The sequence below is a fragment of the Catenuloplanes indicus genome, from assembly GCF_030813715.1.
GTDB classification, from domain to species: Bacteria; Actinomycetota; Actinomycetes; order Mycobacteriales; family Micromonosporaceae; genus Catenuloplanes; species Catenuloplanes indicus.
In genome coordinates, this window is the sequence record NZ_JAUSUZ010000001.1 from 4,836,673 (window position 1) to 4,849,684 (window position 13,012).

Sequence of the window (13,012 nt, forward strand, 5' to 3'; positions counted from 1 at the left end):
GAGGGAGAGTGCCATGGGTATGCCTTTGGTCGTCTCAGAGGTCCGAGGCCGGGTCGGTCTGCCGAAACTGATCGCCACCGATCTGGACGGGACGCTCGTCCGGAGCGACGAGACGGTCTCCGACTTCACCCACTCCGTGCTGGACCGGGTGCGCGCGGCCGGCATACCCGTGGTCGGCGCGACCGGTCGCGGCCCGCGGCTGACGGAGCTGACCCGCAACGACATCCGGGACGCGGACTTCCTGGTGATGGCCGGCGGCGGCCGCGTGGTCGATCAGCGCGACGTGCGCGAGCCGATCGTGCTGCGCGACGCCCGGCTCTCCTCCGCGGACCTGACCCGCGCGCTCACGCTGCTGGAAGAGGCGGCGGCCGGTCCGCTGCTGGTCATGGTCGAGGCGTCGGACGCGCACGACGCGCCGCTCTGGGGAGACCTGGACCCCCACTGGCGGTACGACCGGATAGAGCAGCGTTCCCGCGTCGAGTGCCTGGACTGCGACGTGATCAAGGCGTTCGCCCGGGCCCCGCACCTGGACGTGGACGACCTGCTGGCCCGCGCACAGGCGGTCATCCCGCCGTCGCTGGCGTCGGTCACCCAGGCCGGCCTCGGCTACGTGGAGATCGCGCCGCCCGGCGTGGACAAGGCGAGCGGCCTGGCCGTTGTCGCGGCGCACCTCGGCGTCGACCCGGCGGACGTGCTCGTCTTCGGCGACATGCCCAACGACCTGCCGATGTTCCGCTGGGCGGGCTGGGGCCGGGTCGCGGTGACGAACGCGCACCCGTCCGTGCGCGCGGCCGCCGACGAGATCACGCTGCGCAACGACGACGACGGGGTGGCGGTCTACCTCGATCGGCTACTCTCGCTCTGATGAGCAGCCCGCCGCGCCTGGTCGCCACGGACATCGACGGCACGCTGGTGCGCAGTGACCGCACGATCAGCGCGCGGACCATCTCCGTGCTGGAGCGGGTGAGCGCGTCCGGGGTGCCGGTCGTGCTGGTCACCGGGCGCCCGATCCGCTGGCTGAACCAGGTCTACGACCAGCTCGGCGCGCTGCTGCCGGCGGTCTGCGCGAACGGTGCGGTGATCTACGACCCGGACACGGACACGCCGCTGCACACCGCACCGATGGACCCGGAGATGCTGTCCCGGATCGCGGAGCGGCTGCGGGCGGAGATCCCGGGCATCGTGCTCGCGGTCGAGATCGAGGACAGCCGGCACATGCTGCACGAGGAGGAGTGGCCGGTCCGGTGGGAGTCCGGGCTGCCCACGATCCGGGTGGCCGGCTCGCCGGAGGAGATCACGTCCGCGCCCGCGGTGAAGCTGCTGGCCCGATCCGGCAGCCGGGACGCGGACGAGTTCGCCGCGCTGGTCAACGGGTGTCTCACCGGGCTGGCCGAGGCGACGCACTCGTCGTACTCCGGGCTGGTGGAGATCTCCGCGGTCGGCGTGACCAAGGCCGCCGGGCTGGAGTGGTACTGCCGGCGGCACGGCGTGGACGCGGCGGACGTGATCGCGTTCGGCGACATGCCGAACGACCTGCCGATGCTCACCTGGGTGGGCCGGCCGGTCGCGATGGCGAACGGGCACCCGGCCGTCCTCGAGATCGCCGCGGACACCACCCTGTCCAACGACGAGGACGGCGTCGCGGCGTACCTCGAGAAGGTCTTTCGTCTCTAGAGGTATTGGCCGGTCCGGCCGTGGCCGCCGGCGTCCGTGTTCGGCGTCATGCCGGGCGGCAGGCCGCCGGGGCCGGCCGGCAGCGCGGGGCGGCCGCCGCGCATCTGCTCCAGCTGCAGCCGGGCCGCCATCTGCTGGGCGACGAGCGCGGCCTGGATGCCATGGAACAGGCCCTCCAGCCAGCCGACCAGCTGGGCCTGGGCGATGCGCAGCTCGGCGTCACTCGGCGGCGTGTCGCCCTCGAACGGCAGCGACAGCCGTTCGAGTTCCTCGCGCAGCTCCGGGGCGAGGCCGTCCTCCAGCTCGGCGATCGAGCGCTGGTGGATCTCGCGCAGCCGGCCGCGGCTCGCCTCGTCCAGCGGCGCGGCCTTGACCTCCTCCAGCAACTGCTTGATCATGCTGCCGATCCGCATGACCTTCGCCGGCTGCTCGATCAGGCGGGACGGGTCCTCGGCCTCGGCCGCGTCGCCGGCCGTGACGGTGCCCAGCGGGCTGCCGTCCGGCCCGACCACGAGCACGGTGCCGTCCTTCTCTTCGTTCGTGCTGGGGGTTGCCTCGCTCATGGCTCCCATCTTCGCGCACCGGCCGCGGTGCCCGCCAAGCGCCGCCGGTCCGGCATTGATACGACGCAATGTCCCAGGATTGGGGCATTGACGAAGTCCCCTCGAACAGGTAGACACCGCAGTGACCCGGAGATCGGAAACTGTTTCAGGTGGGAGCGAACGCGTGTCGCACATGGACCGACGGCGGGCACTGCGCATTTTCACGGGGCTTGGCGCAGGGATCGGAATGGCGGGAATGTCCGGTGTGGTTGCCGGTTGTGGCGGCGGCGACACCGAGGACGGGGCTACCGGCAAGATCACCGACAAGGTGCTCAAGGTCGGCGTGATCGCGCCACTCAGTGGTGACCGGCAGCCGGCCGGCGACGAGATCATCAACGGCCTGAAGCTCTACCTCGACTTCAACGACGGCCTGCTCGGCGGGCATCCGATAGAGCTGGTCACCGCGGAGGAGGGCGACACCAAGGAGACCTCCGCGGCCGCCGCGGATCAGTTGATCAATAGTGGCGTGGTCGCGGTCGTCGGGGTCAGCAATTCGATGCTGGTGAAATCGGTCAGCGAGAAGATCGAAAGTGCCAAGATCCCGATGTTGGGTACCGGCGGTGGCCCGGCCAGCGTGAGCAGCGCGGTTTTCACCTGGTCCACGTCGTACGTAGACGACGAACCGGGCGAAGCACTCGGAACGTATATGAAAACCACGGTGAAGAGCGGCAAGATCGCAATGATCGCGCCGGCCACCAGCGGGCGGGACGCGGTCGACGGGTTCCGCAGTGCGTTCGGCAACAGCGAGCCGCAGATCTCCGACGGGCCGATCTGGATGCCGGACACGTACAACCCGTCCGCCGGCGAGCTGATCGAGGCCATCGAGGCGATCGAGCAGCTGAACGCGGACGTGCTGTTCTGCCACGCGTTCGGGCCGGCCGCGGTCACGCTGGTCAAGCAGATGCGCGCGTCCGGGCTGGACCAGCCGATCTACGCGCCCGGGCTGTTCACCGAGGGCACGAACCTGGCGCAGATGGACGCGCTGGCCGAGGGCATCTTCACCGCGCACAACTACGCGGCGGACCTGGCCAACACGTTCAACCAGCGGTTCGCGGACAACTACCGGCGGCGCTTCTCCGCGATCCCGACCGCGGCGTCGGTGGCCGCGTACGACGCCGGCCAGGTGCTGGACCGCGCGATCGGGATCACCAAGACCGAGGGGCCGAGCGCGCAGGACATCAACCGGGCGATCGGCCAGGTCGGCACGATCGACAGCCCGCGCGGGTCGTGGCAGTTCAACCAGCCGCGGGCACCGCAGCAGAAGTGGTACCTGCGCGAGGTCCGCCGCGACGGCACCCAGCTGGCCAACGTGCTGATCTCCGAACTGTCGACCCTCGGTTAGCGGCGCAGCTCCGCGACGCAGCACTTGACGCTGCCGCCGCCCTTCTTCAGCTCGGTGAGTTCGACCGGGACCGGGGTGAAACCGGCGGCGGCCAGCTTCGTGGCGAGGGCGGCGGCGTCGCTGTTGAGCACCACATGGCGGCCGTCGCTGACCAGGTTCAGGCCGAAGTCCAGCGCGTCCGCCTCGTCGGCGAGCACGGCGTCCGGGAAGAGCCGGTGCAGCACGCGCTGCGAGCCCGCGGAGAACGCGCCGGGGTAGTAGACGATCGTGCGGTCGTCCAGCGCGGCGAGCGCGGTGTCCAGGTGGTAGAAGCGTGGGTCGGCCAGGTGCAGCGGGACGATCGGGCGGCCGAGCACCTCCACCGCCTCGGCGTGCGCGGGCGGTGCGGTGCGGAAGCCGTACCCGGCCAGGATGAGCCCGCCCGCGACGCCCGGCAGGTAGGCGAAGTCGCCCTCACCCTCGTTGATCTCGGCCGGCTCGGTGTGCGGCCAGCCGTGCGCGGCGTAGAACGCACGGTGCGCCGCCGCCTCGGCGCCGCGCTGCGGGTACCGGAAGCGCGCACCGTAGGCGACGCCGTCGACCGTGAACGCGCCGTTCGCCGCGAAGACCATGTCCGGCAGACTCGGGTCGGGATCCAGGGTGTGCACGGTGTGGCCCAGCTCGACCAGAATCTCTCGCAGCCGCTCCCACTGCTTGACCGCGAGATCAGCGTCGACCGGCACGGCCGTGTCCATCCACGGGTTGATCTCGTACTCGACGCGGAAGAACTGCGGCGAGCACATCAGATAAGTCCGACAAATGGGCTTACGTTCCCCGACCATCATGCCTCTAGACAGTAGGTACGCTCAAGCGCGGGAAACAGATCCATTCGCTGCGTGAAAGGAGCGGATCGTTGCAGATAGACGCCGTCGATCAGCAGATCATTGCGTCACTGGTGGCGGACGCCCGCTCCTCCTACTCCGAGATCGGCACACGCGTCTCGCTCTCCGCCCCCGCCGTCAAACGCCGCGTCGATCGTCTGCGCGCCGCCGGCGTGATCAAGGGATTCACCACGGTCGTCGACCCGGCCGCCGTCGGCTGGCACACCGAGGCCTTCGTCGAGCTCTTCTGCACCGGCCGCACCACCCCCGCCCAGATCACGGTCGCGGCCCGCCGCCACCCCGAGGTCCTCGCCGCCTACACCGTCTCCGGCGAGGCCGACGCGATCGTGCACCTCCGCGCCGCCGACATGGCCCACCTCGAACAGGCCCTGGAACGCCTCCGCGCCGAACAGTTCGTCACCTCGACCCGCAGCATGATCGTCCTGTCCCGCCTGGTGTCCAGCATCTGACCGGCCCCGCGGCCGAAACGACCTTTCTGCCCATTCCCAGCGTGGTGGCGTTCCGTATGCTCCCGCGGGCAAACCTTGCCGAGGCCTCCGACTCCGCTGGCTCCGCTCCGCCCGCGGCAACGGAGCCAGCTCCGCCGCACCCGAGACGAGCCGCAATTCCCGCGGCGCGCATGTCACCTCGCGCGTTCCGTTCCTGCGTGGCCGGGAGGAGCCACGGCATCCGCGGGCGTGCGCTGTGTCTCGTCGCCGAGCCGCGATTCCCGCCGCCGCGCGCTTTCCGTTTCCCGCGTGGCTGGGGAGGACGCGGCCGCGGACGTGCGCGGTCTCCGCGTGACCGGGCCGAACGGCGATCCTCGCCGCCGCGGACGTCACCTCACGCGTTCCGTTTCGCGCGTGGCCGGAAGGGCGGCCGGCGACCCAGCACGGCCGGCGCCGCAACACGGCCGGGGGCGGCGAGCGCGAGCGAGCCGGGGGTGGGGGATGAGAGACAGAGGCCGGCGGCGTGTGGGAAGGGGCCGCGCCGGAAGTGGGAAGAGCGGTTGGGCTGGTGGGTTCTCGGTTTGGGAGGGTGGGGACGGGTCAGGTGGCGGGGACCGGGGACGGGTGGGTGATGCGATCGGCGCCGGTGTAGACGTTCATGCTGGTGCCGCGGAGGAAGCCGATCAGGGTCATGCCGGCCTCCTCGGCGAGGTCGACCGCGAGTGTGCTGGGGGCGGAGACCGCAGCGAGCAGGGGCAGGCCGGCCATCCAGGCTTTCTGGGTGAGTTCGAAGCTGGCACGGCCGGAGACCATCAGCAGGTGGCCGGTGAGCGGCACCCGGCCGGCGCGCAATGCCCAGCCGACCACCTTGTCGACCGCGTTGTGCCGGCCGACGTCCTCGCGGATGGCCAGCAGCTCGCCGTCGGCGTCGAAGATCGCGGCGGCGTGCAGGCCGCCGGTGCGCTCGAATGCGCGCTGGCGCTCGCGCAGCCGGTCCGGCAGGCCGGCCAGCACCCGGGGTGAGACGCGCATCGGGTCGGCCGCGACCGGGTGCACCGAGCGGGTCCGGATCGCGTCGATGCTGGCTTTGCCGCAGACGCCGCACGACGACGTGGTGTAGAAGTTCCGGCTCGGGTCGGTGACCGGCGGCGGCACGTCCGCGGCCAGCACCACGTCGACCACGTTGTACGTGTTCGGCTGGTCGGTGCCGGCGCAGAGCTGCGCGGTCAGCACGTCGTCGGCGGAGCGGATCACGCCCTCGGTGAACAGGAAGCCGAGCGCGAGGTCCAGATCGTCGCCGGGGGTCCGCATGGTGACGGCCAGCGGCGCCCGCCGGCCGGGACCGGCCGGCCCGACCCGGATCTCGAACGGTTCCTCCGCACTCAACGTGTCCGGCCGTCGCCGCACCGATCCGTCGCCGTCCACGTCGATCCGCACGACCGTGCGCCGATCCGTCGCTCTGCCCACACCACCACCGTATCCCCGCCCCCGGACCGGCAACACCGGCGATCGTCCGGCGGTTGGCCGGTTACGTTCGACGGCATGGATGCGCGCGACTGTGGCGTGGTGGTGCTCGCCGGCGGCCGGGGAAGCCGGCTCGGCGGCGTGGTCAAGCCCGGTCTCCCGGTGGGCGGCCGGACGATGCTGTCCCGGGTGCTGGACGCGACGGCGGCGCTGTCGCCCCGCGTGGTGGTCGGTCCGGACACGCTCACACTGCCAGCCGGTGTGCTGCGCACCGTGGAGTCGCCGCCCGGTGGCGGACCGGTCGCGGGCGCCGCCGCCGGCCTGTCCGTACTGGTCCGCGCGGACCCCGGCACCCGGTTGGTCGCGCTGCTCGCCGGAGACCTGCCGATGCTCACCCCCGCCGCGCTCGGCACGCTGGCGGCCCCGCTCACGCCACCCACCGCGCACCGGACCGTGGAAAGCCGCCCGCCGGCCGGCGCGGCCGGTTATGTGGACGGAGTCTGCTTTGTGGACGCGGGCGGGCGACGGCAGCTGTTGTGCGGGGTGTGGCGGGTGCCGGCGCTGGTGGCGGCGCTGGACGGGCTGGCGGGCGAGCGCGGTGGCCTGGACGGTGCGTCGATGCGCGCGTTGTTCGCACGGCTGCGGGTACGGGAGGAGACGTGGGGCGGATCCGGTGTGCCGCCGTGGTTCGACTGCGACACGGAGGAGGATCTACGACGGGCGGAGACCTGGGCCGCCGAGAACCCCTGACCGGTGGAGGCGAACTGTGGCGGGACTCGATGGACTGGACGAGTGGGTGGTGACCGCGGCCGTGGAGCTGGGTCTGGAACCGGCCGACGTGCCGGTGGGCCTGGTGCTCGACCTGGCCAAGGACGTGGCGCACAACGTGGTGCGGCCGGGGGCGCCGGTGACCGCGTTCCTGCTGGGATTGGCGGTGGGCCGGGGCGCGGACCCGACGGACGCGGCGGCCCGGCTCGCCGAGCTCGCGCGGCAGTGGCCGACACCGTCCTGAGCTGATCGAACAAAAGACGCACGCACTCCCGGACGGAGACGGCCCCTCGGTAGGGTGACCCTGAGGGACGGAGGCGGAGAACATGGCAGCGGCGAACGACCAACCGGCCAAGCAGGCCGACCAGATGAGCGAGCACATCCTGCTCGACGAGCCCACTACGTCCGACCTGCGAGGCAAGGTCACCGACGCGTGGAACGAGTTCGCTCGTGCGCTCGCCGGCGTGCTCCCGTCGCTGCCCGAGGGCGCCTACGTAGAGCTGACGCTGGATCCGACCGCATCCGGCGTGGGGGAGGCCGTCTACTCCGTGACCATCTCGGTCAAGGAGGACGGGCACGTCTTCGCGTTCGCGGTCAGCAACGCCCAGCTGCCCGAGGGCTACCGAATGGACCGGGCCGCGGTCGCGGAGATGGTCGCGCTCGGCTGGTCGCCACCCGGCGTGGTGGAGGGCTCGGGCGGCCAGTTCGGCCTGCGGACGAACATGGCCGGCGCATCTCGGCTGGCCACCACGGTCGCGCGCACGCTGCGCGACATCTACGGCGCGCCGCACCCGGCGTTCGTGGTCTACCTCGTGCACGACAGCGAGGACGAGCCGATCGACGCGCCGCCGCTGGGCACCGCGCGGCACGAGCCGACGATCGGCGACATCGAGCGCGCGGAGCTCGACCTGGAAGAGGCGCTGATCTCCGGTAAGGACGGGGATCCGCTGGCCGGCTTCGAGCTGGAGGACCAGGTCAAAATGGTCATCAGCTCGATGACGAAGATCTCCGTCGAGCAGCTGCAGGTGGACGCGGACGGCGACATCGGCATCCGGGCCGGCTCCGCGATGGTCTTCGTCCGGGTGCGCGACAACCCGCCGCTGGTGGACGTGTTCTCGCCGATCCTGACCGAGATCGAGCCGACCGAGCAGCTGTACGTGAAGCTCTCCGAGCTGACCAACCGCATGCCGATCGGCCGGCTCTACTGCGCGAACGACACGGTGTGGGCGTCGATCCCGGTCTTCGGCCGCAACTTCCAGGCCACCCACCTGATGCTGGCGGTGCAGGTGATGACCGGACTGGCCGACGAGCTGGACGACCGGCTGCACGGCGAGTTCGGCGGCAAGCGGTTCTTCGGCGAGGGCGACAAGCCGCCGGTGAAGGAGCCGGAGGACCACCGTACCGGCATGTACCTCTGAGCTGACGGAACGGCCGGGCGCACGCCGCCGTCCAACCGGGCATGACTGTGTCCCGGCGAAGCCCGGCCGTTCTCGCGCTGCTGCTGGCGCTGACGGCCTGCACGTCGTCCTCGGACGACACTCACGACGCTCCGCCGGTGTCGCCGGCGGAGGGACTGCGACTCGTCTCATACGACTCCTGCCCCGGCCTCTACGACACGCTGCGGGCAGCCGCCGCGGCGGACGTCGGCCCGTACGGCTTCGCGGGCGACGACGTGGTGATGCCGGCCGACGCGGCGCGGGACGGTCCCGCGCCGGTGCCGAACGGGTCCGACCTCGCAGCCGGCAACGCGTTCTCCGGTACGAACACGCACGAGCGCGGCGTGGACGAGCCCGACTTGATCAAGACGGACGGCCGCCGGATCGTCACGGTCGCGGTGCGCAACGGCGTTCCGGTGCTCCGGGTGGTCGACGCGGCGTCCCGCGCGCAGACCGGCGAGCTGCGGCTGACCGACGCGTACGGCGTCTCGGACCTGCTGCTGTCCGGTGATCGCGCACTGGTGTTGACCGCACCGGACGCGCCCGTCTCCGTGCCGAACGGGTTCGCCGAGGACACCCGCGGCTGGCCGGTGCCGCAACAGTCCCGGCTGGACCTGCGCCTGATCGACCTGACCGCCGCGCCACGCCAGATCGGCCGGTACGCGATGGACGGCTCGCTGGTCGACGCGCGGCAGACCGGCGGTACCGCCCGCGTCGTGGTGCGCTCGTCGCCACGCATCGAGTTCCCGCTGGACCGGCCGGACGTGGACGTGAACCGCCGGATCGTGGCGGAGGCCGGGGACGACGTGTGGCTGCCCCGCTTCGAGGTGACCGCGCCGGACGGCTCGGTCACCACCGGCACGGTCCCGTGCGCGCGGGTGAGCCGGCCCGCCTCGTACGACGGGGTGCGCATGCTGACCATGCTGAGCTTCGACCTGGCCGCCACCGCGCTGGCCGACGGCACGCCGGTGACCGTGGTCGCGGACGGCGACACCGTCTACGGCACGGCCACCAGCCTCTACGTCGCGGACGGCGGCGTGGACCGGACCGAGATCTACCGCTTCGACACCGGCGGCGGCACGCCCCGGTACGCCGCGTCCGGCGTGGTGCCCGGCCGGCTGCTCAACCAGTACGCGCTCTCCGAATGGAACGGCAGCCTGCGCGCGGCCACCACGGTCGACGCGCACAACTCCAGCTCGGTCACGGTGCTGACCCAGCGCGGCACCGCGCTGGCGCTCGCCGGCACGGTCGGTGACCTGGGCCGGGGCGAGACCATCCACTCGGTCCGGTTTCTGGAGGACCGCGGGTACGTCGTCACGTTCCGCCGGACCGACCCGCTCTACGCGATCGACCTGCGCGATCCCGCCCGGCCGGTAGTGACCGGGGAACTGAAGATCCCGGGTTACTCCGCCTACCTCCACCCGGCCGCGCCGGGCCGGCTGATCGGCGTCGGCCAGGACGCCACCGCCGAGGGCCGGATCACCGGGCTTCAGGTGTCGCTCTTCGACGTGACGGACCCGGGCGCACCGGCCCGCCTCGCGCAGCACCACCTGCCGGCGGCCGGCTCGGCCGCCGAGTTCGACCCGCACGCGTTTCTCTTCTGGCCGGCCACCGGGCATCTGGTGGTGCCGGTCGCCGGGCACACCGGCGCGGCCGCGGCCGCGCTGGTGTTGAGGCTGACCGGCGACACGCTCGCCGAGGCCGGCACGCTCGCCCAGCCGGACGGCAGCCCGGTCACCCGCTCGCTGGTCGTCGGCGACACGCTGTGGACCGCCGGCCCCGGCGGTCTGCACGCGGTCTCGCTCGCCACGCTCGAGGATCTGGCCTGGCTGCCGACGTAACCGTCGCGCCCCGGCCCGGTGGGTCATAACGCGGCCTCGACACGGTCCAGCTCGGACGGTGGGACGCCGTCGGTGAGCACGGCGTCGAGCAGGCGGGCGATGCCGAGTGACGGGTCGGACTCCAGCGCGCGGTCGACCGCGACCGCGGCGAGCGCGCCCTGGCCGGTGCGCCACGCGGTGTACGCGAGCAGCACGGCCGGCATCGCGGCCAGCTCGGGACGGGCGCGGCGCAGCAGGTCGGCCCAGAGCTGGACCTGCCAGCCGGCGGCGGCCGCGCGCTCCAGCGCGTGCTCCCCGACGGGCGTGTGCGCCAGCAGCACGCTCAACCACGCCGCCTCGTCGTCGTCGAGCGTGCCGCCGGCCCGGTGCCGTGCCATGGCGACGCCGATCGCGCGGGCACCGGCCCGCCGGATCTCGCCGAGCAGCGGGCCCGCACCGGGCGGGGTGCGGGCGGCCAGCTCCTCCAGCCGGCGGTCGGCCGCCACGGTGGCCACCCTCATCCCCTCGTCGCCGGCCGGCGCGACGGACGCGACCAGCACCTCGCGGGAGGTGAACACGTCGAAGCCCGCGCGCCGCCGGACCTCCGCGGCCTCCGCGTCGAACGGCCGGCCCTCGGGCGGGCAGCAGCCCTCGTCCGTGCACAGGTAGCACCAGAAGCGGCCGTCGGCGACGCGCAGCTGCCGGCCCACCGGGATGTCCAGCTCGAGAAGCGCGTCCGCGACCGCGGAGACCAGCGCGGCACCGCTGCTGCGCTCGTCGGTCCAGCCGAGCAGGACCACCGAGTCGACCGTCTGCCGGGCCACCACGGCCGCGACGTGCTGCGCGAACGCGTCGACCTCGGCGAACGGTGTGTCGGCCGGTGGCAGATCGCGGCGGGCCGCGAACATCAGCGTGTGCCCGCGCCGGCCGACCACCACCAGGCTGTCGCGTGGGTGGAAACCGAGCAGGTACGGCACGACCGCGACCAGGTGGGCGGGGGAGGTGACCCGGAGATCGGAGAGGCTCATGCAGCGAGCGTCGTCACCGGCCGGAGGGTCGGCGACCGCCTGTGGAAAACCCCGGCGTTGTCCACAGAAAGATGGTGCGAATATCGGATGAGCCCAGCTCAGGACCGGAAGTCGAGTGCGTGGAGTTGCGGGCCGTCGCGCCAGGCCGTGGGTTTCCGGCCCAGATCGAGCGTCAGCTCGACCGAGGAGAGCACGGTGAAGCCGGCCGCGTGCAGACACCCGATCGCCTCGACGTTGCGGGTCTCCGGCGAGACGGTCAGCGAGGTCAGGCCGCGGCGGCGTGCCTCCTCGGCCAGGAAGCCGAGCATCGTGGTGGCGACGCCCGCGCCGCGATGACCGTCCGCGACCACGATGGGTTCGACCGCACCGCGCCGGCCGTCCGCGATCAGCCCGACCAGGCCGATCACGCCGGCCTCCGGGTGGTCGGCGACCCAGACGCCGGACAGGTCGAGCCGCGTCAGGTACTCCTCGAACGCGGCGGTCGGGTCCGCGCCGCCGTAACCGGGGTCGTCGTACAGCTCACGGTGCCGTTCCGTCAGCTCGCCCCAGAGCTGCCGGCCGACGCCGTGATCCATCGGACGATATGGACGGACAGCCACCGCACCCATACGGACATAATGACTGGGTCGACACCCGGTGGGGAGATCAAGCGGATGGACATGGCCTACCTTCGTGCGCACCCGCAGCACCTCCCGACATTTCTCACCCATCAGAGGATCCGGCAGACGCCGGTGGGCGGCGGCAGCATCTCGGACGCGTTCCGGCTGACGCTGGACGACGGCACCTCACTCTTCGCCAAGAACCGGCCGGAAGCCGTGCCGCGCACGTTGTTCGAGGTGGAGGCCGCCGGGCTGGGCTGGCTCGGCGCGGCGGACGGCGTACCGGTGCCGGAGGTGCTCGTGGTTCTTCCGGACCTGCTCGCGATGGAGTGGATCGAGCCGGGTGCGCCCACGCCGGAGGCGGCCCGGCGGTTCGGCGCGGAACTGGCCGTGACGCACCTGGCCGGTGCGCCCGCGTTCGGTGAGCTGCCCGGGCACACCGACGGCTTCATCGGCGCGCTGCCACAGGACGACACACCCTCGGCTGGCCCGTGGGGGCCCTGGTTCGCGGAACGGCGGTTGCTGCCGCACCTGCGGCGGTCGGTGGACAACCGCGCGCTCGACCAGGAGACGCACGCGGCGGTCGCGCGGGTGCTGGACCGGATCGAGAGCTTCGGCGGAGACGAGCCGCCGTCGCGCATCCACGGCGACCTGTGGCCGGGCAACGTGCTGTGGGGCGCGGACGGGCGGGCCCGGCTGATCGACCCGGCCGCGCACGGCGGCCACCGGGAGACCGACCTGGCCGCGCTGCTGCTCTTCGGCGGCGTACCGGAGCAGAACCAGATCATCAGCGGGTACGCCGAGGCGGCGGCCGCACTCGGCCGGCCGCTGGACGACCGCTGGGAGGCCCGGATCCCGCTGCACCAACTGCACCTGCTGCTGGTGCACACCGCGCTGTTCGGGTCGGCCTACCGAGCCCGGGTTCGGCAGGCCGCCCACCTGATGCTTCGCCGGTGATCGAAGCGCGCGC

The 13,012-nt window shown here is 72.3% G+C and carries 14 protein-coding genes; 9 read left to right on the forward strand and 5 right to left on the reverse strand.

What is annotated here, in order from left to right; genetic code table 11:
- Positions 1-19: 19 nt before the first annotated feature.
- Together J2S42_RS21720 and J2S42_RS21725 are read left to right on the forward strand one after the other, a co-directional pair.
- A complete protein-coding gene (locus J2S42_RS21720) occupies positions 20-865 on the forward strand; it encodes an HAD family hydrolase (protein WP_307248919.1) in 846 nt (281 codons plus the stop codon).
- A complete protein-coding gene (locus tag J2S42_RS21725; protein ID WP_307241882.1) occupies positions 865-1,674 on the forward strand; it encodes an HAD family hydrolase in 810 nt (269 codons plus the stop codon). Before J2S42_RS21720 ends, J2S42_RS21725 begins: the two co-directional genes overlap by 1 nt.
- Here J2S42_RS21725 and J2S42_RS21730 read toward each other — a convergent pair.
- Positions 1,671-2,246, reverse strand: a complete 576-nt coding sequence (locus J2S42_RS21730) for a bacterial proteasome activator family protein (protein ID WP_370879217.1) — start codon at positions 2,244-2,246, stop codon at positions 1,671-1,673. The two genes, J2S42_RS21725 and J2S42_RS21730, sit on opposite strands and share 4 nt — an antisense overlap.
- A 226-nt stretch (positions 2,247-2,472) precedes the next feature.
- On the opposite strand from J2S42_RS21730, the gene J2S42_RS21735 reads away from it, so the two are divergent.
- Positions 2,473-3,618: an ABC transporter substrate-binding protein gene (locus J2S42_RS21735; RefSeq protein ID WP_307241885.1), complete on the forward strand. Its 1,146-nt coding sequence runs from the start codon at positions 2,473-2,475 to the stop codon at positions 3,616-3,618.
- On the opposite strand, the gene ddaH is transcribed toward J2S42_RS21735, so the two are convergent.
- Positions 3,615-4,439: a dimethylargininase gene (ddaH, locus tag J2S42_RS21740; protein ID WP_370879417.1), complete on the reverse strand. Its 825-nt coding sequence runs from the start codon at positions 4,437-4,439 to the stop codon at positions 3,615-3,617. The genes J2S42_RS21735 and ddaH overlap by 4 nt on opposite strands.
- Before the next feature lie 71 nt (positions 4,440-4,510).
- Between ddaH and J2S42_RS21745 the strand changes: the two genes are divergently transcribed.
- Entirely contained in the window at positions 4,511-4,948 is a 438-nt protein-coding gene (locus tag J2S42_RS21745; protein ID WP_307241888.1) for an Lrp/AsnC family transcriptional regulator, read from the forward strand.
- Between the two features lie 579 nt (positions 4,949-5,527).
- On the opposite strand, the gene fdhD is transcribed toward J2S42_RS21745, so the two are convergent.
- Entirely contained in the window at positions 5,528-6,394 is an 867-nt protein-coding gene (fdhD, locus tag J2S42_RS21750; RefSeq protein WP_307241890.1) for a formate dehydrogenase accessory sulfurtransferase FdhD, read from the reverse strand.
- Between the two features lie 75 nt (positions 6,395-6,469).
- On the opposite strand from fdhD, the gene mobA reads away from it, so the two are divergent.
- From mobA to J2S42_RS21770, 4 genes are all read left to right on the forward strand, one after another.
- A complete protein-coding gene (gene mobA / locus J2S42_RS21755; protein ID WP_307241892.1) occupies positions 6,470-7,141 on the forward strand; it encodes a molybdenum cofactor guanylyltransferase in 672 nt (223 codons plus the stop codon).
- Positions 7,142-7,157: 16 nt separating this feature from the next.
- Positions 7,158-7,403 carry a DUF6457 domain-containing protein gene (locus J2S42_RS21760; RefSeq protein WP_307241894.1) on the forward strand — a complete coding sequence of 82 codons (246 nt, stop codon included), beginning with the start codon at positions 7,158-7,160 and terminating at the stop codon, positions 7,401-7,403.
- 82 nt (positions 7,404-7,485) lie between these two features.
- Positions 7,486-8,577: a T3SS (YopN, CesT) and YbjN peptide-binding chaperone 1 gene (locus J2S42_RS21765; RefSeq protein ID WP_307241896.1), complete on the forward strand. Its 1,092-nt coding sequence runs from the start codon at positions 7,486-7,488 to the stop codon at positions 8,575-8,577.
- Between the two features lie 41 nt (positions 8,578-8,618).
- Positions 8,619-10,436 (forward strand): beta-propeller domain-containing protein, encoded by a 1,818-nt coding sequence (locus J2S42_RS21770; RefSeq protein ID WP_307241898.1) that lies wholly within the window; start codon positions 8,619-8,621, stop codon positions 10,434-10,436.
- A 23-nt stretch (positions 10,437-10,459) separates the two neighbouring features.
- Here J2S42_RS21770 and J2S42_RS21775 read toward each other — a convergent pair whose 3' ends face one another.
- Positions 10,460-11,443 carry a DUF4192 domain-containing protein gene (locus J2S42_RS21775; protein WP_307241900.1) on the reverse strand — a complete coding sequence of 328 codons (984 nt, stop codon included), beginning with the start codon at positions 11,441-11,443 and terminating at the stop codon, positions 10,460-10,462.
- Positions 11,444-11,541: 98 nt separating this feature from the next.
- The gene (locus J2S42_RS21780) at positions 11,542-12,018 is read right to left on the reverse strand and encodes a GNAT family N-acetyltransferase (RefSeq protein ID WP_307241901.1); all 477 of its coding nucleotides are present in this window, start codon (positions 12,016-12,018) and stop codon (positions 11,542-11,544) included.
- 78 nt (positions 12,019-12,096) lie between these two features.
- Here J2S42_RS21780 and J2S42_RS21785 point away from each other — a divergent pair, with 78 nt between their 5' ends.
- Positions 12,097-12,999, forward strand: coding sequence for a fructosamine kinase family protein (locus tag J2S42_RS21785; protein WP_307248921.1), 903 nt, complete (start codon positions 12,097-12,099; stop codon positions 12,997-12,999).
- Positions 13,000-13,012: the final 13 nt, after the last annotated feature.